Annotated in this window: 15 protein-coding genes and 1 pseudogene; 3 read left to right on the plus strand and 13 right to left on the minus strand. The window is 67.2% G+C overall.

Annotated features, from left to right (window positions below; all coding sequences use genetic code 11):
• Positions 1–61: 61 nt before the first annotated feature.
• The 13 genes from H609_RS0106875 to H609_RS0106935 form a co-directional block, all read right to left on the minus strand.
• A complete protein-coding gene (locus H609_RS0106875) occupies positions 62–3,007 on the minus strand; it encodes a CsoS2 family carboxysome shell protein (protein WP_028484633.1) in 2,946 nt (981 codons plus the stop codon).
• Positions 3,008–3,169: 162 nt separating this feature from the next.
• Positions 3,170–3,502: a ribulose bisphosphate carboxylase small subunit gene (locus H609_RS0106880; protein WP_018865976.1), complete on the minus strand. Its 333-nt coding sequence runs from the start codon at positions 3,500–3,502 to the stop codon at positions 3,170–3,172.
• Between the two features lie 68 nt (positions 3,503–3,570).
• Entirely contained in the window at positions 3,571–4,992 is a 1,422-nt protein-coding gene (locus H609_RS0106885; protein WP_018865975.1) for a form I ribulose bisphosphate carboxylase large subunit, read from the minus strand.
• 314 nt (positions 4,993–5,306) lie between these two features.
• Entirely contained in the window at positions 5,307–8,405 is a 3,099-nt protein-coding gene (locus H609_RS0106890) for an efflux RND transporter permease subunit (RefSeq protein ID WP_028484634.1), read from the minus strand.
• Positions 8,406–8,418: 13 nt separating this feature from the next.
• Positions 8,419–9,528, minus strand: a complete 1,110-nt coding sequence (locus H609_RS0106895) for an efflux RND transporter periplasmic adaptor subunit (protein WP_018881619.1) — start codon at positions 9,526–9,528, stop codon at positions 8,419–8,421.
• A gap of 59 nt (positions 9,529–9,587) precedes the next feature.
• Entirely contained in the window at positions 9,588–10,361 is a 774-nt protein-coding gene (locus H609_RS0106900; RefSeq protein WP_018881620.1) for a TetR/AcrR family transcriptional regulator, read from the minus strand.
• Positions 10,362–10,447: 86 nt separating this feature from the next.
• Entirely contained in the window at positions 10,448–11,122 is a 675-nt protein-coding gene (locus H609_RS0106905) for a type 1 glutamine amidotransferase domain-containing protein (protein WP_026280907.1), read from the minus strand.
• Positions 11,123–11,277: 155 nt separating this feature from the next.
• The gene (locus H609_RS0106910) at positions 11,278–12,285 is read right to left on the minus strand and encodes an NAD-dependent epimerase (RefSeq protein ID WP_018876244.1); all 1,008 of its coding nucleotides are present in this window, start codon (positions 12,283–12,285) and stop codon (positions 11,278–11,280) included.
• Positions 12,286–12,289: 4 nt separating this feature from the next.
• Entirely contained in the window at positions 12,290–12,547 is a 258-nt protein-coding gene (minE, locus tag H609_RS0106915; RefSeq protein ID WP_026142882.1) for a cell division topological specificity factor MinE, read from the minus strand.
• Positions 12,548–12,549: 2 nt separating this feature from the next.
• A complete protein-coding gene (gene minD / locus H609_RS0106920) occupies positions 12,550–13,359 on the minus strand; it encodes a septum site-determining protein MinD (RefSeq protein ID WP_018876243.1) in 810 nt (269 codons plus the stop codon).
• Between the two features lie 101 nt (positions 13,360–13,460).
• Entirely contained in the window at positions 13,461–14,231 is a 771-nt protein-coding gene (minC, locus tag H609_RS0106925; RefSeq protein WP_018866568.1) for a septum site-determining protein MinC, read from the minus strand.
• Positions 14,232–14,369: 138 nt separating this feature from the next.
• Positions 14,370–15,131: a DUF1295 domain-containing protein gene (locus H609_RS0106930; RefSeq protein WP_018882344.1), complete on the minus strand. Its 762-nt coding sequence runs from the start codon at positions 15,129–15,131 to the stop codon at positions 14,370–14,372.
• A 15-nt stretch (positions 15,132–15,146) separates the two neighbouring features.
• Positions 15,147–16,184: a cyclopropane-fatty-acyl-phospholipid synthase family protein gene (locus H609_RS0106935; protein WP_019583233.1), complete on the minus strand. Its 1,038-nt coding sequence runs from the start codon at positions 16,182–16,184 to the stop codon at positions 15,147–15,149.
• A 145-nt stretch (positions 16,185–16,329) separates the two neighbouring features.
• On the opposite strand from H609_RS0106935, the gene H609_RS0106940 reads away from it, so the two are divergent.
• The 3 genes and pseudogenes from H609_RS0106940 to H609_RS0106950 form a co-directional block, all read left to right on the plus strand.
• The gene (locus tag H609_RS0106940) at positions 16,330–18,474 is read left to right on the plus strand and encodes a DUF1631 family protein (protein ID WP_028484635.1); all 2,145 of its coding nucleotides are present in this window, start codon (positions 16,330–16,332) and stop codon (positions 18,472–18,474) included.
• Between the two features lie 88 nt (positions 18,475–18,562).
• On the plus strand, positions 18,563–19,093 hold the full coding sequence (locus tag H609_RS0106945) for a lipocalin family protein (protein ID WP_019583231.1): 531 nt from the start codon (positions 18,563–18,565) through the stop codon (positions 19,091–19,093).
• 146 nt (positions 19,094–19,239) lie between these two features.
• Positions 19,240–19,461, plus strand: a pseudogene (locus tag H609_RS0106950) (IS110 family transposase); the annotation flags it as partial.

Genomic DNA, 19,461 nt, shown 5'->3' on the forward strand with positions numbered 1-19,461 from the left:
AACCCGGGGTGCTGTTCTTGCGACGACCTCGCACCATGGCGTCCTGTGCCCTCGCCCGGCCTTAGCCCCGCGCCCCGCCGGACAGCGTCACCAGGGAACCGGCGTCGCTGTTCCCGGAGGAACCCGTGATCTTGCTCGGCGGCACGTCCTTGCGTTCGAGTTCGCGATTCACGTAGGCACTGCGGCCTTCGCCGCGCGGATTGCCCTTCTGGGTCGCGTTACGGCGCGTGGAAAAGCCCTCGGTGCCGGTGACCCGGTCGCCGCGCTGCCAGTCATCGCCGGTAATGGAGACGCCATTGCTGCTGCCGTTCACGGTCACACGATCGGCGCCGATCTTCTGGCCTTCCTCGACCGGGGCCGCCGCGACGGCCTGCTGGCCGCCGTTGTAGCGGAACTCCTCGGTACCGGACACCAGCCCCATGGCCTTGTTGATCGAACCGGTCAGGCGCCCGCTCGTGCCATAGGCAGTGCCGGTAACGCGCTCGCGGCGTTCCGCTGCCGACCGGGCGGGCGTCGCCACGCTGAACCCGGCGTTCGGCATCGGACGCTCCGCCGCCTGCGGTGCCGGCTGAGCCGGAGCCGCAGCCTGCATCCCTTCCGGGCGCAGACGTGGATGCAGACTGCCGGGCGCGCTGGCGCAGGTCTGGGCAAACTCGTTGGCACCCACATACGGGGCCCCCGAGACATCCTGACAGGCACCGCGCTCGGTACCGGTCACGCGTTCGTCGTAACCCGGCTGGCTGCCGGAGACCGGATGGGCCGGCGTCGAATGACGCTCCGCCACGCGGGTCTCGGCGACCCGTGCATCCTGCGTCTCGCAGAACTGGTCGTACTGGTCGGGCCCGATGTACGCCGTGCCGCTCACCGGCTTGCAAGCACCGTATTCGTCACCCGTCACCCGGGCGGAACGACCCACCGCCGTCCCGGACACCGACTGCTGGTTCCAGGTACGGCCGACCGTCACCTTTTCCGGCGCCGCATCCGGACGCTGGCCGCCGCAGAAGGCGTCATAATGTTCGGAGCCGGCGTACTCGGTGCCGGTGATCGGCTTGCAGCCGCCGTACTCGTCACCGGTGACGTGGATGGAATGATCCACCTGGGTACCGGACACCTCGCGACCGCGCAGGGTATGCATCACGCCGACCTTGGGCACGCCTCCGGCTGCCGGACGATCACAAAGATCCCCGAAGTCGGACTTGTTGTAGTACGGCGTACCGGTCAACGAGGCACAGGAACCGCTCTCGTCGCCGGTGACCTTGGGGCTGCGGCCCACGGCCACGCCGGTCACGCTCTGGTCTTCCATGGTATGCGACTCCTGCACCTTCGCCGGCGTCGGCTCCGGGCGGGTGCCGCAAAAGCCCTGGAACTGCTCGGTGCCAAGATATTCGGTTCCGGTGACCGGCTTGCAGCTGCCGTACTCATCACCCGTGACGTGGACGGAGCGCCCGACTTCGGTACCGGTCAGTTCACGACCGCGAAGGGTATGCATCACGCCGACCTTCATCGGCGCTCCGTTCGGCTTTCCCGTGCTGCAGGGGACCTCGCTGGCGGCGGTGTTCAGGTACTCCGTACCGGTCACGTCGCGGCAGGACCCGGATTCGTCACCGGTCACCTTGGGGCTGCGCCCGACGGACGTCCCCGACACGCCTTCACCATGCCGCGTCACCATCACGCTGGTGCGCGCCGGACCCGCCTGCGGGCGGGTGCCGCAGAAGCCTTCGTACTGCTCGGTACTGAGGTATTCGGTACCGGTGATCGTCTCGCAGGAACCCCGCTCGTCACCCGTCACGCGGGTCGAACGTCCCACCTCGGTACCGCTCACGGACTGGCCATGCGAGGTATGCGAGGTGCCGACCTTGGGCGGGTTGCCCGTCGGGCGCACGCCGCAGTAGCGCTCGTAGTGCTCCAGGCCCAGGTACTCGGTGCCGGTGATCGACGAGCAGCTGCCCGCCTCGGTCCCGGTCACGCTGGAGGTACGCTCCACCTGGGTGCCGCTAACATGGCTGCCCGCCAGCGTCGTGCCTTCCTCGACCTTCGGCGGGGCTTCGCCCTCGGCCGGACGCGGACGTCCGCAGGGGCGGCCCGGCTCGGAGGAGCCGCGCCCCAGCTTGCAGAGTTCCTCGCGCCGCTGGCGCGCCACTTCGCGCGTGGACATGCCCTTGCGCTTGGCGGCCTTCCAGGCACCTTCCTGCGGCAGCGTGCCCCGGGCCTGTCCGCTCTTGAAGCGGCGGCGCAGGGCCTGCTTACCGTTTTGCGCCATCGCATCACGGCGGGCCATGCAGATCGCACGGACCTCGGAGATCATCGGGTGCGGACCGGCGGCCTCGCCTCCGGACTCGACCTTGTCGCACAGCTGATCGAGACCGCTCTCGACCACGGCATTCTCTTGCGACGGGGCCGTGTCGCGGGCCTCTTCCCGCCCGGACTTGTCACCCTTGCAACCGCAGCCGCAGTCTTTCTTCGCCTCGCTGCGATCAGACGCGGTCGGCTCGGTGCCCTTGATGCGGTCTTCCCGCCGGGGCTCCGGCGCCACGGCCTTCTTGCCGTCGGTCGACAGGGCCTGGCGGCGCAGGCGGCAAATCTCGCGACCGCTCATGTTCGAGCAGTCGACCTCGACGTTCTGCGACTGGGCCAGTGCGTCGAGCTGGCGCGAACGCTCGGCGCCGGCGCGGGCCATGCCGCCGGATACCTGCGCTCGCGTGTTGGTGCGGCCTACGGCCTTCTTGCCCTGGCGCGCCATCTTCTGGCGGCGCTCGAGGGCGGCCTGGCGGCCGTTGGAGGCACCCGCGTGCGCGCCCGGCTCGGGACGGCGCTCGGGGGTGGTGTCGCGGGTCTCGAAGGAGACCGGCGACGACGATTCGCTGGAGTGCGTCTCCGGCTCCCGCGCCTGGGGTGCCGGGGCGGGTTCCGCTTTCGCCTGGCGCGCCTGTTGCGCAGCCGCGGCGGAACGGCTGTTCCCCTTGTTTTGGCCGGTCGACTTCACGGCAGCCTTGCCATTACGAGACATGGCCTTGCGCCGTTCCAGGGCACGTTCGCGCCCCGAGAGACCTTCAGACGCAGATGTCGGATTACTCATGGCACTTCCTTACAGTTGGCGGCAGCAACGGTAAATAACGCTGAACTGAACTGCCGGGCCCGCAACCGGGCCCGGCAGGCACCGGGGCCTCTCTTAACGACCGCGATCGACCACGAAGGCCATGCCCTGGCTCTGGGCGTAGTTATCGTAGGCGATGAAGCGAACCATCATGCCCGGATTGGAGCGGCGGCATTCTTCGATTTCCTGAAGGACCGCTTCCACGGACTGTTCGCCGAAAAACGGCAGTTTCCACATGTACCAGTAATGGGACATGGCGTTTTCCTTCTCGGAATATTCCACCGCCGGGTTCCAGCCCTGGGCGAGGCAGTATTCAATCTGCTTGCGCACCTGATCGGCGTTCATCTCGGGCAGGTAGGAGAAGGTCTCGTACTTCTGTACCGGCTTGAAGTTCTGAATATCGGACATGTCGGTAATCCTATGCTCTTGTTCTGTCAGGGTGCGGGCGACCCGTCAGGCCGCCCGCACTCGGGCGATCACTTGTGCTGGGTATCCAGCTTGTCGACGGTATCGAACTCGAACTTGATCTCCTTCCAGGTTTCCATCGCCACCTTCAGCTCGGGGCTGTGCTGGGCGGCCTGGGTGAGGATCTCCTTGCCTTCCTTTTCGATCTCGCGACCTTCGTTACGCGCCTGCACACAGGCTTCCAGCGCAACGCGGTTGGCCGTCGCACCCGGGGCGTTGCCCCACGGGTGACCCAGCGTACCGCCACCGAACTGCAGCACGGAGTCGTCGCCGAAGATGGAGACCAGGGCCGGCATGTGCCAGACGTGGATACCACCGGAGGCCACGGCGAACACGCCCGGCATGGAGCCCCAGTCCTGATCGAAGAAGATGCCGCGCGAGCGGTCTTCCGGCACGAAGGATTCGCGCAGCAGGTCGATCCAGCCCAGAGTCGCGGCGCGGTCACCTTCCAGCTTGCCGACCACGGTACCGGTGTGCAGGTGGTCACCACCGGACAGACGCAGGATCTTGGCCAGCACACGGAAGTGGATACCGTGCTTGGGATGGCGGTCGAGCACCGCGTGCATGGCACGGTGGATGTGCAGCAGCATGCCGTTGTCGCGGCACCAGTTGGCCAGGCCGGTGTTGGCGCAGAAGCCGCCGGTGATGTAGTCGTGCATGATGATCGGCGCGCCAATCTCCTTGGCGAACTCGGCACGCTTGTACATCTCTTCCGGGGTCGGCGCGGTGACGTTCAGGTAGTGACCCTTGCGCTCGCCGGTTTCGGCTTCGGCCTTTTCGGTCGCTTCCTGCACGAACTCGAAACGATCACGCCAGCGCATGAACGGCTGCGAGTTGATGTTCTCGTCATCCTTGGTGAAGTCGAGGCCGCCACGCAGGCACTCGTACACGGCACGGCCGTAGTTCTTCGCGGACAGACCCAGCTTCGGCTTGATGGTGCAGCCCAGCAGCGGACGACCGTACTTGTTCATCTTGTCGCGCTCGACCTGGATACCGGAAGGCGGACCACCACAGGTCTTCACGTAGGCCATCGGGAAGCGCACGTCTTCCAGGCGCAGGGCACGAATGGCCTTGAAGCCGAACACGTTGCCGACCAGCGAGGTGAACACGTTCACCATCGAGCCTTCTTCGAAGAGGTCGATCGGGTAGGCGATGAACGCGTAGAAGGACTCGTCGTCACCCGGGACGTCCTCGATCATGTACGCCCGACCCTTGTAGTAATCCATGTCGGTCAGGAGGTCGGTCCACACCGTGGTCCAGGTACCGGTGGACGACTCGGCCGCCACAGCGGCTGCCGCTTCTTCGCGGTCGATGCCCGGCTGCGGGGTGATCTTGAAACATGCCAGCAGATCGGTATCCAGCGGCATGTATTCCGGCATCCAGTATGTTTCGCGGTAATCCTTGACACCCGCGGAGTACTTCTTGGCGGCCATGTGGCTTTCTCCTACGCGTTGGTTAATCGTGACGGTCGACTAGATTAGGGAGGGCAATCACTAATAACAAATAAATAATCTAGATACGACCAATAGACTATCGTTTATATAAAAGCCGGGCAGCGGGAGGGCCGCTGACCGGCAGGGGTTCGGTTCGCAGCGGCGCGGCCAGACCTCAATCCGTCGCTCGCGCCGCAATGCGGTTTGCGATTGTAGTCCAAGACCGTAGTCCGTGCATGCCTTTGTCGCGACGGATTGCACAGACGGCTTCACCGACCGCCCGGACCCCGACGCCCGGGTCGGGGCGGACGGCTTCAGGAAGCGGCGTCCGCAGCGGGCTCGGCGCCGCTGGCCGCCTGGTGATCACGGGCCAGGTAGAGGTAGATGGCCGGCACCACAAACAGGGTGAACAGCGTGCCAATCGCCATGCCGCTGGCGATCACCAGCCCCATGGCGAAACGCGAGCCGGCGCCAGCCCCGGCGGCCATCAGCAGCGGCACCATAGCTACCACCGTCGCCGTGGTGGTCATCAGGATTGGGCGCAGACGCAGGGACGCGGCCTCCTCGATGGCCTCGCGCAGGCTGCGCCCCTGACGCTGCAGCTGGTTGGCGAACTCCACGATCAGGATGCCGTGCTTGGCGATCAGTCCGATCAGCGTCAGCAGGCCGACCTGGGTGTAGATGTTCAGCGAGGTCACGCCGAGGCTGATGAAGATCAATGCCCCGGCGATCGACATCGGCACCGTGGTCAGGATGATCAGCGGGTCGCGGAACGACTCGAACTGCGCCGCCAGGACCAGGAAGATGACCAGCAGGGCAAAGAAGAAGGTGACCACGAGGTCCCCGCCCTCGGCCTTCAGCTGCCGCGACTGGCCGGCGTAGTCGACACTGACGTCCGGCGGCAGGACCTCCGCGGCGATCTCGTCGATGATGTCCAGCGCCTCACCCAGGGTCACCCCCGGGCGCGGGACGCCGGACAGCGTCACGGCGTTGAGCTGCTGGAAGCGCTTCAGCGAGCGCGGGGTCACCGTCTCCTCCAGCGTCACGATGCTGGACAGCGGGATCGGCTCGCCATCGCGGGTGCGGGTGAACAACTCCTCCAGCTGCTCCGGGTTCAGGCGCTCGCTGCGCTGCACCTGCGGGATCACGCGGTAACTGCGGTTCTCCATCGCGAAACGCCCGGCAAAGCCGCCGGACAGCATGGTCGCGAGATCGGCATTCAGCGTGGCCATGTCGATGCCCAGCTGGGCGGCGCGCTCGCGGTCGATCTTCAGGTCGACCTGGGGCTGGTCGAAGTCGAGATCGGTATCCATGAAGATGAAGCGCCCGGTCTCCATCGCCCGACCCACGATCTCGTCGGCAAACTGCTCCAGTTCCTCGAACGAACCGGTCGACCCGAGGACCACGCTGACCGGCGCGCCATCGCCCGGGGTGGGCAGCTGCGGCGGCTGGATGGCGAACACCTCCAGCGCCGGGATCCGGTCCAGACGCGGCTGCAGCTCTTGCTCGAGGATGGTCTCGGTATCCCGCTCGCGCTGATCCCAGGGCGCGAGCACGAAACCACCCAGGGCCTGGTTGCTGGCACCGGCGATGCCCGGGCCCCCACCGAAGCCGTTCACGATGAAGATGTTCTCGAGTTCGGGGATCTCGTCGAAGAAGCGATCGGTCAGCGCGGTGTTGCGCTCCAGCCAGTCCAGGCCCATGTAGGCATCGCCCTCCATGATGGAGAACGCGAAGCCCTGGTCCTCCGGCGGCTCCAGCTCGCTCTGCGAGGTCACGAACAGGAAGTAGCAGGACACCAGCACGATGGCCCCGAACACCGCAATGGTGAAGCGGTCGTTCAGCACCCCATGCAGGCGCCGGCGATAGCGGCCCTGCAGGGACTCGAAGCGCGCATCCAGCCAGCTTTCGATGCGCCCGCGCCTCTCCACGGCCCCATCGCGCAGGATCTTGGAGCACATCATGGGCGACAGCGTGATCGCGACGATCCCGGAGATGACCACGGTCGCCGCCAGGGTGAAGGCGAACTCGATGAACAGGGTCCCGGTCAGCCCGCCAATGAAGCCCAGGGGCAGGAACACGGCCACCAGCGTGGTCGACATCGCGACAATCGGCCAGGCCAGCTCGCGCGCGCCCTGGATCGCCGCATCCATGCGCGACATCCCCTCCTCGATATGCCGCGAGATGTTCTCCAGCATGATGATCGCGTCATCCACCACGATGCCGATCGCCAGCACCATCGCCAGCAGCGTCAGCAGGTTCAGCGAGAACCCCATCAGCAGCATCAGCATGAAGGTGCCCACCAGGGACAGCGGCACCGCCACCGCGGGAATCAGCACACTGCGCAGCGAGCCGAGGAACAGGTAAATCACCACCAGGACGATGGCCAGGGCGAGCCCGATGGTGAGCAGCACCTCGTCGATCGCGCTCTGGATATAGTCGGTGGAGTCATAGACGATCTCGCCTTCCAGCCCCGACGGCAGCCGCGGCAGGATGCGCTCGTCGAAGACGTCACGCACCTCGGCGATCACGTCCAGCGCGTTCGCGTCCGGCGCCAGCTCGATGCCCACGAAGGTCGCCGCCTGGCCATTGAAACGCACCGAGGTGTCGTAGCTCTCCGAGCCCAGCTCGACCTCGGCGACATCGCCCAGACGGACCAGGTCGCCGTCGGTCTCGAACAGGATCAGCTGCTCGAACTCCTCCGGGCGCTGCAGGTCGGTGTCCGCGGTCAGGTCCAGCCCGACCATCGAGCCGCGGGTCTGCCCCACGGCGGAGAGTACGTTGTTGCGCTCCAGGGCCTCGCGCACGTCGCGCCCGGTTACGCCGAACGAGGCCATACGGTCGGCATCCAGCCAGGCACGCATGGCGAAGCTCTGGGCGCCCAGGATCTCGGCGCGCTGCACCCCGTTGACCGTGGCCAGCTCCGGCTGCACCTCGCGGATCAGGTAGTCCGTGGTCTGGTTGTTCGATAGCCGTTCGGAGTAGAACGACATGTACATCGCCGCCACGTCCTGCCCGACCGAGAGATCCACGACAGGGTCCTCGGCCTCGGCCGGCAAATCGCTGCGGATCTTGTCGACCTGCGCCGAGATCTGGGTGAGCGCCTCGTTGGGGTCGTAGTCCAGCTCCAGGTGGGCCTCGACGATACTGATGCCGGCACGGCTGGTGGAGACCAGATAGTCGATCCCCTCGGCCTCGGCCACCTCGCGCTCCATCGGCGTGGTGATGAACCCCTGCACCAGATCGGCATCGGCGCCGATGTACGCGGTGCTGATGGTCACCACCGCGTTCTGCACCTCGGGAAACTGGCGCACGTTCAGATCGAACACCGCGCGCACCCCGAACAGCAGGATGAACAGGCTGACCACCGTGGCCAGCACCGGCTTCTGGATAAAGATGTCGGTAAAGCGCATGGCCGGGCCCCGCTCAGCGATTCGCCGGACGCGGATCGCGCTCGGCGTCGGGCTGGGCGTCCTCGGTGATCTCCACCGGCGTGTCGTTCTGCAGTTTCAGCAGCCCGCTGGCGGCAATGCGTTCGCCCGGCTCCAGTCCGTCCAGCACGCGCACCAGGTCACCCCGGCGCTCGCCGGTCTCGATCAGACGCTGCTCCACCCGCAGCTGGCCCTCGTCATCCTCCTCGATCACGAACACCGACTGTCCCCAGGGGGCGAAGCGGATCGCGGTCTGCGGCGCCACCACGGCCTCCTCCGCCTCGCCGCGATCCAGCGTGACGCGGGCGAACTGGCCGGAACGCAGACGCCCCTCCTCGTTCGCGAGTACGGCCTGCACGCGGAACATGCGCGAGGCCGCGCGAACCCGCGGCTCGATGGCCGTCACCTCGCCGGTGAAGGCATCACCGAAGGCATCCACCTCCACCTCGACCTGCTGCCCCAGGGCGACCTCGCCCAGACGCCGCTCGGGCAGGGTGAAATTCACGTACAGCGGCTGCAGGGCCTCCAGGACCACGATCGGTTCGCCGGGACCCACGAACTGGCCGACGTTCACCTCGCGTATGCCCAGCTCCCCGGCAAAGGGCGCGCGCAGGCTCTTCTGGCGAATGCGGGCCTCCTGAGCCTTCACCGAGGCGGCGGCCTGCTCGGCCTCCGCCACGCGCCGCTGGAACTCGGAGTCCGAGATGTCGTTGCGCTCGATCAATCCGCGCGCTCGCTGCAGCTCGCGCTGCGCCAGGCGCTCGGCCGCGCGCAGATTCTCCAGCTCGGCCTCGTCCAGGGTGGTGTCGAGATCCACCAGGGGATCGCCAGCCTCGACGCGGGCACCGTTCTCGAAATGAATGGCCTGCACGATGCCCTGCGCCTCGAAGCTCAGGGTCGCGCCCTGGACCGCCTCCAGGCTGCCGATCGCGCGCACCCGCGGGGTCCAGGTATCGGTCGCGACCTCGGCGGCATTAATGGTGACCACCGGCTCCGGCATGTCCTCGAAGTACTCCGCGATCTGCTGATCCACGAAGGTCTTGAAGCCGAAGATACCGCCCAGCACGATGGCGACCGCCACCAGCATCAGGATGAAACGCTTCATCGAAGTCTCCCGGGCCGGCGGGGCGACCCCCGTCGGCATCATGAATATACGCGGTCGGGTCAGTCCGCCGCGCTCAAGCCGTCCTCGGCGATCTGCTCGCCGATCCCGGCCGCGCGCAGCGACGCCCGCACACGGTCGGTCTCGGCGCGCACCACCGCGGGCTCGTCCGGATCCAGTCGCGGCTCCCAGCGCCAGCCGGTCATCAGGGCGTGGAAATGGCGGATCAGGTGGTCATAAGGCCGATGGATGTCATAGGCATCCAGCAGGCCCCGGGCATTGGCCAGGCTTTGCATCCCCACGTTCAGCGCCCAGGGCCCCAGCCCCATCTCCTCCTCGGAGATCTCCCGCGCCGGCGGCAGGTCGCCACGCTCGCGGGCCTCGGCCACTACCGCGTGGACCGCCTCGCTGATCGGACGCCCCGCCTCCAGCAACGCCTCGCGCCGGGCCACCGAGACATTCGCCCACACCACCTCGGTCACCAGGTACTGGGTAAGCCGGTAGTAGTCCGGATTCTGCGCGGCGAAATCGATATCGGTCAGAACGATCGCCAGCATCCGCGACCGCGTGCCCAGCGTCAGCCCCGGGATGACCCGGAATCGCCCGGCCCGCTCCCGGGTCGTGCGCGCCGCCACCGCCGCCAGCAGGTCCTCGCGGGACTCGAAGTGCTGGTACAGGGTCCCGGTGGCGTACTCGCAATCCGCCGCCAGCTTCGACATCTGCAGGCCCAGCAGCCCGTCCTCGCGGATCCGTTCATGGGCCCGTTCGATAAACAGCGCCTCGCGCGCCTCGCGCTCGCGCCTTCTGCGATCCTCGGTGCTCATGGCAGGCAGCATATCGAACCCAAGCCGATTTTTGAACCGGATTCACAAATCGGCACAATAAAGGCCGGGGACCTGGCCCCGGCCCCATTGGCGGAGGGTCAGCCCGCCTCGCGCAGCAGGCGTACGATCGCGTCGGCCACACTCTTGCTGGACTGCGGGTTCTGGCCCGTCACCAGCTTCCCGTCAACCACCACGTGATCCGCCCAGTCATCGGCGGTCTCGACCTCGCCACCCAGCTCCTGGAGCTTGTCCTGCAGCAGGAACGGCATCGCGCTGTCCAGCTGCACCGCCTTCTCCTCGCTGTTGGTAAAGGCAGCCACCTTGCGCCCCTTCACCGCCGAACTCCCGTCGGCCAGCATCGCGCCGACCAGGCAGGCCGGGCCGTGGCAGACCGCACCCACGACCTTGTCGTTCTCCAGGAACTCCGCGACCAGGCGCTGCACATGCGGGTTGTCCGGCAGATCGAACATGGTCCCGTGCCCGCCGGGGAAGAAGATCGCGGCATAGGCCCCGTGATGCATATCCTCATCAAGCGCGATCGTATCGTCCAGGGCCTCCTGGGCGGCCACGGCGGCCGCCCCCGGATGGCTGGCCTCCAGGCTCTTCGGATCCAGCGGCACCGGCCCGCCCTTCGGGCTCGCCACCTTGACCTCGAAACCGGCCTTGCGAAAGCGATCATAGGGCTCGGCGAACTCGTCGAACCACACGCCGGTCGCCTGGCCCGGGCCGATCTCGCCGTGGCTGGTGACGACCATCAGTATTGTCTGGCTCATCCCGATACCTCCTTTGCGTCCATGTCTGTGGTGGACTCACCGGAAGGTCACAGGTTCCTGGCACCCACCCGCTGCATGGCTGCGCGAAGGCAAGGAAAGGTCCGGCGCAGGAAGGCCCTGGCGGGGCTCGCCATCCGGCAGGCCCCGCCCGGGAATCAGACCCGGTAGTACTCGCGATACCAGTCCACGAACCGGGCGATGCCGTCTTCCACGCGGGTGGCCGGGGCATAGCCCACATCCTCGCGCAGGGCCTCGACATCGGCATAGGTGTCCGGCACATCCCCCGGCTGCAGCGGCAGGAGGTTCTTCTCGGCCTTCCGGCCCAGGCAGTCCTCCAGCACCTCGATGTAGCGCATCAGCTCCACCGGCTCGTGGTTGCCGATGTTGTAGAGCCGATAGGGCGCGGCACTGGTGGCGGAATCCGGCTCGGCCCCGCTCCATTCGGGGTTGCGCGGCGCCACGTGATCCAGGGTGCGGATCACGCCCTCGACGATGTCGTCGATATAGGTGAAGTCGCGCCGGTGGTGCCCGTAGTTGAAGACGTCGATCGGCTCGCCCGCCAGGATCTTCTTCGTGAACAGGAACAGCGCCATGTCCGGGCGGCCCCAGGGGCCGTAGACGGTGAAGAAGCGCAGCCCCGTCACCGGCAGGTCGTAGAGGTGGCTGTAGGTGTGCGCCATCAGCTCGTTGGCCTTCTTGCTCGCGGCGTAGAGCGACAGCGGGTGGTCGACGTTGTCGTGCACCGAGAACGGCATGGTGGTGTTGGCGCCGTAGACCGAGCTGGAGCTGGCGTAGACCAGGTGCTCCACGCCGTTGTGGCGGCAGCCCTCCAGGATGTTGCCGAAGCCGACCAGGTTGGTGTCGACATAGGCCGCCGGGTTCTCCAGCGAGTAGCGCACCCCGGCCTGGGCCGCCAGGTTCACCACCCGCTGCGGACGGTGCTCGCGGAATACCCGCTCCATCGCGGCACGGTCGGCGATGTCCTCGCGCACCTCGGTATAGTTCGGGTGGTCCTGGGTGCGCGCCAGGCGCGCCTCCTTGAGCGAGACGTCGTAGTAGTCGTTCAGGTTGTCGACGCCGATCACCTCGTCGCCGCGCTCCAGCAGGCGCAGGCTCAGCGCGCTGCCGATGAATCCGGCCGAGCCGGTGATGAGCACTTTCATCGTGCTATTCCTTGTCGTCCGGCAGGGTGATGTTCAGCTCGAGGACCTCGCAGTCCCCCTCGCGATCCACGTTCATCTGCACCGCGTCGTCGTCGACCTGCACATACTTGCGGATCACCTGGAGCAGTTCCTGCTGCATCGCCGGGAGGTAATCGGGCCCGGAACGCGCCGCGCGCTCGCGCGCCACGATGATCTGCAGGCGTTCCTTGGCGACACTCGCGCTCTTCTGCCGCGGCTGGCGGAAGTAATCGAAGATCCCCATGATCACCCCTTGAACAGGCGCCCGAAGAAGCCCTTCTTCGGTACGTCGACAAAGCGCAGCGGACGTTCCTCGCCCAGGAACCGATCCACGGCGTCCTGGTAGGCCTGCCCGGCATCGGATTCCTCGTCCAGCACCACCGGCTGCCCGGCGTTGGAGGCATTCAGCACCGCCTGGGATTCCGGGATCACGCCGAGCAGTTCGATCGCGAGGATCTCGCCGACGTCCTCGATGCTCAGCATCTCGCCGCGCTCGGCACGCTCGGCCGAATAGCGCGTCAGCAGCAGCTTGCCCTCGATCGGTTCGCCGCCCTGCTCCACCCGGCGCGTCTTGCTCGCCAGGATCCCCAGGATGCGGTCGGAGTCGCGCACCGAGGAGACCTCGGGGTTGGTCACCACGATCGCCTCGTCGGCGAAGTACGCAGCCATCAGGGCGCCACGCTCGATGCCGGCCGGGCTGTCACAGACGATGTACTCGAAATCCTCGGACAATTCGTTCAGCACCCGCTCCACGCCGTCCTGGGTCAGGGCGTCCTTGTCGCGGGTCTGGGAGGCCGGGAGGATGTACAGGTTGTCCACCCGCTTGTCGCGGATGAGGGCCTGCTTCAGGTTCGCATCGCCGTTGATCACGTTGACGAAGTCGTACACCACGCGCCGCTCGCACCCCATGATCAGGTCGAGGTTGCGCAGACCCACGTCAAAGTCGATCACGGCGGTCTTGTGGCCGCGCAGGGCCAGGCCGGTGGCAATCGCGGCCGAGGTGGTGGTCTTGCCCACCCCGCCCTTGCCCGAGGTAATCACTACGATACGTGCCATGTTGGCTGCAGCTCCTTGTCGTCTTGCCGGTACCCGGCGGTGCCGGGGACAGACGGACGGGTTCCTGTCATGTCGTGGCCGGCCGCCCTTCGGGCCGCCGTTCAGATCTCCGCGATCTTGAGGCTTTCGCCGTCCAGTGTCACCAGCCGATTCTCGCCACGCTCGGCTTCCGTGATGTCCTCGGCGATCCGGTAATGCCCGGCGATGGACAGCAGCTCGGCATCCAGACGCCGGCAGAAGATACGCGCCGTCACCAGGCCACGCACCCCGGCCAGCGCACGCCCTCTTAACGGCCCCAGCACATGGATGTGCCCGTCGGCCAGCAACTCGGCCCCCGGCGAGACCGCGCCGGTAACAATCAGGTCGCCGCCACGGGCATAGATCTGCTGCCCGGAGCGCACCGGCTGATCGACGATACGGGTCGCGCTGTGGACGGCCGCGACCTCGGCCGGCGCGCTCTTCTCCTGCGCCTCGTCGGCCCGCTCGGGCGCCGGGGTCTCGTCCTCCAGCGACACCTCGCCGGTGGGCGCACCGCCGCGCCCGCCCAGCTGCAGTACCGGCAGGACATCGAACAGTTCGGCGTAGCTCTGCAGCCGCTCGGCGACCTCGCCGGCCTGCAGCCCGATCAGCTTGAAGCCCTCGGCGCGCACGCGCTCGATGGTCGCCTGCAGATCCGACTCCGGGCTCTCGGCCACCGCCTCCAGATCGAGCACGATCGGCATGTCGCGCATCAACTCCGGGGCCTGCTCGCGCCGCGCCGCCAGTACCTCGCCCAGGACCTGCGGATCGGTCTGGTACACGCGCAGCACGGAGACCAGCATCATGCGCCCTTTCAGCTCAATGGCCTGGACGGAACTCGGGGTCGCACTCATTGGATCGATCGACTCGCTCGCGGTTGGCTGCATCAATGAAGGCTGCGCCCGGCGGCGAAACCGCCCGGCGGGACGTGCGCTTTATAGCGCGGAGGGGGAAAGCACGGCAAGGGATCCGGGCCCGTTGCCACCCGCAGTTCAGGGGCGTGGCGGACCCGGGATCAGCGTGTTGGTGCGCCGCACGTAGTCCGCGTACCCGGGACGCGATTTGTGCAGGCGTCGTTCCAGCAACGTGACGCCGGACACACGCAGGATCAGCAGGATCATCACCACCGCCGACGGGACGGCCCACCAGCCCCCGGCGGCCAGGGCCAGCAGGCCGAACCCGACCCAGACCACGATCTCGCCGAAGTAGTTGGGATGGCGGCTGTAGCGCCAAAGCCCGCGATCCATCACCTGCCCACGGTTACCCGGATCGCGGCGAAAGCGCGCCATCTGGGCATCGGCCACCGCCTCGAACCACAACCCGACGGCCCAGGCCAGAAGCCCGGCGACAGCCAGCGGCCACCACAGGCCATCGGCCTGTATCACCGCCAGCATCGGCAGGCCGATCACGGCCACCAGGGCCCCCTGCAGCCAGAAGATCGTCACCAGGCTGCGGGCGGCGAAGGCCGTGTCGCTGCGACCGGCGCGCATGTCGGTGTAGCGCCCGTCCTCGCCATGACCCCAGTTGCGCCAGGTGATGAAGGCGGACAGACGCACACCCCACAGCAGCACCGGGATCACGATCCACAGCCCCTGCGGCGGCCAGCCGGACAGCCCCCACCACACCAGCGTCACCAGCACGAAGCCCAGCCCCCAGTAGCGATCCACCAGGCTGGCATCGCGGCGGGCAACACTGGCCGCCCAGACCCCCGTCATCAGGAGCAGCGCCGCGGCCAGCCCGGCGACGAACAGCATCCAGCCCCCCACGGGTCAGGCCTCGGGCCGCCGGAAGAGGACGTGCGACACGAACCACTCGTTGCCACCGCGATAATCGAACAATTCGGCGCAGGCCATGTAGAACATGCGCCAGCGCTGGAACCACAGCGCCGCGTCCTGCTTCCCGTAGGTCTGCTCGAACAGCGGCATCAGCGCGTCCCGCGCGGCGTCCTGGCGGCTCAGCCAGGCGTTCAGGGTGCGCGCGTAGTGCTGGCCGTTCACCCGCCACTGGCGGACCACCCGCAGGTCGTCCTGGAAGTGCCGCGCCAGGTCGTCCGCCGGCATCAGCCCGTCGCGGAAGAAGTACTGACCCATCCAGTCGTGGGCGCCCTCGCTCTCGAAGAGGTAGGCAAACTCGCGATGGGCGAATACATGCATGAAGAACTGTCCGCCCGGTCGCAGCCAGGTCGAAATGCGCCGCAGCAGCTCCGGCCAGTTGCGCATGTGCTCGAACATCTCCACCGAGACCACCCGGTCGAACCCCGTCTGCTCCGGGGCAAAGTCATTCATGTCGGCGGTCACGATCGTCAGGTTGTCCAGTCCGCGTGCATCCCGGCGCGCCTCGATGGAGGCCCGCTGGGTCGCGGAATTGGACACCGACACAATGCGGGACTGCGGATACTGCTCCGCCATCCACAGGGACAGCGACCCCCAGCCACAACCAAGCTCCAGCACCTGCTGACCGTTCTCCAGACCGGCCCGCTCGCAGGTCAGTTGCAGCATGCCCGCCTCGGCCGCACGCAGGTCATTCACACCGTCGGGCCACCAGGCACAGGAGTATTTCAGCCACGGCCCCAGACAGCGCTCGAAATACTCGGTGGGCACCTCGTAGTGCTGCTCGTTCGCCACCTCGGTCGACAACGCCACGGGCGCCTTGCGCATCGCCTCGATCAGCGCATAGCGCCGTTCCATCGCCTCCTCGGCCGGCGCACCGCTTTCGCGCAAGCGTTCGGCCAGCAGGCGACGAATGCCCGCGCGCACAAACGTATCCGGCAGTCGTCCCTGCTCCGCCCACTCGATCATCTGCTGCATGAATGAAGGTCCCCCGCGTCGATGCAAGGTTGACCCGGGTATCCGCGGGCGGTTCCACGACCGACACACATCGAGACACCAAGGACGGTCACACCCGAAGCCGCAGGGGTGCTAGATTGGGGCCTGGACCAGATACACAGCGATCATGGCGCAACGTCACCGGATTCCGGCCCGAACCCTGCATCGCGTCTGGGGCCCCTTCTCCAAGGGCGTCCAGACGCGCCTCGAGACCTTTCTGGGCGAACTCGACGACCGCCTGATGGAGGCCTCCGAGCGCGCGATCGACTCCCAGCGCGCGGCCCAGAACCTCGCCCTGTCGCGCCAGATCCGCATGGCCAGCGCCGCCATCCTCCAGCATTTTCGTGACCGACTTCACAATGCAGTCACACCCGAGGATGCCGACAACACCGAGGCGGCGGGCGAGCACGAACTGAGCCTGATGGACGCCGCCGATACCGAGCGCGAGGTGGCCCTGCGCAAGCTGGTCACCGGCGCGCGCTCGGTGATGGCGGCGGAGATCGATGCCCTGGAGACCGTCACTCGGGATTACCACCTGGCGCCCGCGCCCGAGGACGCCCCGTGGCACCCGCATGCCCTGGGCGAGGCCTTCCTGGAAGCGCTCGAGGCCGTGCCCCTGCCGCCGGAAGACTGCCTGCTCCTGCTGCACTGGTTCGACCGCGACGTGGTCCGGGAACTGCAGCCGGAAATGCAGGCGCTGCTGCAGGCCTTCCGCGATGCGGGTTTCACGGTGCCCGAGGCACGGGCCGGCACCCGCCCCCATCCGGGCGCGGCCACGGCGACGGGTCCCGTGCCGCAGGGTGCTCCCGGCGGTGGCGGACCACCACCTGCGGGTGCGGGTGCGACTGCGCCCGCCGCCGGCGCCGCGGGCAACTGGGCGCAGTTCGGCTACCAGGTCCCGGTCGCCGGCCAGGTCGTCGCGGCCGCCGGAGGGGCGCCAGCGGCCGGGGCTGGTTACGGCTCGCCGGCGGATGCGGTTACCACCGTGCTGAACAGTGCCTCGCCCAGCACCCTGGAACCCTTCGTGATGGACCTGCTTCAGGGCCTGTTCGACATGATCCTGAAGCGCGACGACCTCAATCCCGCGTTGCGCGAACCGCTGTCGGATCTCCAGCTCCCGCTGGTACGGATCGCCATGCGCGAGACGCACTTTTTCCGTGACCGCGGCCACCCCGCGCGGCAAATGACCGGGCTGCTGCTGAACATCGCCCTGCGCATCGACCCCGACCTGCCGCTGGACGAGGCTCGCCAGCTGCCGCTTAGCCGTCTGGTCTTCGAGAACGTGGAACGCGTGCGCAACGAGGGCCTTGGCGACAGCGATGCCTACGACCAGGCGCTGGCCCGACTGCAGGACGATCTGGCCGAAGTCGAGGAACAGATCGCCCATCAGGCGGCCAGCGAACAGGCCGAGGCGCAACAGGAAGAACGCACGCTGGAGATCACCTACAGCGTGGAATCCACGGTCGAGCGCACCGTGATCTCCATGGGGCAGGACATCCCGGACGAGGCCCGCGAGCAGCTGATGGATGCCTGGGTCCCGCTGATGACCGCGCAAAAGACGGCGGAGGCAGATGCCGGGGTTGGGAGCGAAAACACCGGAGCCGAAGCCGCGGGCGACACGGAGGCCGACAACGACGGCATGGCCCTGCTGCACGAACTCCTGGCCCTGATGCAGGCCGAGCCGGATTTTCAGGCCTCGGCCCCCCTCCTGGCCCGCATCCGGGCCTTCCTCGACAAGGCTCCTCTGTCCAAGGAGGAACGGGCCCGCATCAAGCAGGACCTGGTCAGTGCCCACCTGGTGGCCGCCGGAAAACGCCGCTCCACGCCCGCCGAGTCGACCAAGCCCGACACCAGTCCCGCGACCGGGTCGCCCGATGAAACGGCGGCCGCAGACGAGCGCATGGAACAGGCCCGCAAACGGGCCGGCAGCCGGTCGAGCTCGGTGTTCGGCACCTCGCCGCGTCATGCCGACGACGACCCGTCCCTGATGCGCGATCACGACGACGAGCACGTCGAATACGCCGACAACCTGGTTTCCGGCACCTGGATCCAGTTCACCTCGCCTGCGGGCACCAAGGTCACCCGGATGAAGCTGGTCTGGCGCGGCAGTCACGCCGGTCGGTTGCTGTTCACCGACGCCGCCGGCCGCGCCAAGCGCCAGCACAGCATCCAGGGCCTGGCCCACGAGTTCCGCAGCGGGCGCGCGCAGATCATCCCCGAAGAATCCCTGTTCGACCACCTGATGGACCAGCGCCTCGGCCAGACCGCCTAAGGGCCGGCCCTCCGGGGAATCCGAACCCCAGCCGGACCTTTTTCACGCCCCCGCGGTCCATTTCCCGACGCCACCCGGGAAAATTTTGATGACACGCTCACTGGCGGCCCTTTGCGCGGGCCTGGTACTGGGGATCCTGATGACCGGATGCAGCACCCCGCAGAAGATGCCCACCGTGGATTACGTGGACCTCGATCGCTACATGGGCGACTGGTACGTGATCGCCAACATCCCGACCTTCCTCGAGCGCGACGCCTATAACGCCCTGGAGCAGTACGCCCTCAACGAGGACGGCACCATTGCCACCACCTTCTCGTTCAACAAGGGCGGCTTCGACGGCCCGCGCCGCGAATACAACCCCACCGGCTTCGTGAAGAGCGAGGACAACGCCGAATGGGGCATGCGCTTTCTGTGGCCATTCAAGGCCGAGTTCCTGATCGTCTACCTCGACGAGGATTACAGCCAGACCGTGATCGGCCGCAGCAAGCGCGACTACGTCTGGATCATGGCACGCGAACCGGAGATGGCCGAGGAGGACTACCAGGCCATCCTCGCCCGCCTCGACGAACTGGGCTACGACACCGACGAGATCCAGCGCGTACCCCAGCGCTGGGATTGAACGTGCGCTGACGCCGGGCGAGAAACGGGAGATTGCCACGGCGCCTGCGGCGCCTCAATGGGATGGACGCCCCCGCCCTATTACGGCATCGCGATGTGCCAGAGTGGGGGTGATCACTCTCACTCGAAGAAGACGGAGGCGTCCACATGCAGGTTACAACACTCGGTATTGATCTCGCGAAGAACGTGTTCCAGGTCCACGGTGTGGATGCGCAGGGCCGGCAGGTGTTTTCGAAGGCGCTGCGGCGCAGCCAGTTGCGCAACTTCGTCGCCCAGCTGCCGGCCTGCCGGATCGGCATGGAGGCCTGCGGGAGTGCCCATTACTGGGCGCGTGAGTTGCAGGCGCTGGGGCACGAGGTGCGGCTGATG

The organism is Thioalkalivibrio sp. ALE17 (assembly GCF_000425605.1).
Lineage (GTDB): Bacteria > Pseudomonadota > Gammaproteobacteria > Ectothiorhodospirales > Ectothiorhodospiraceae > Thioalkalivibrio.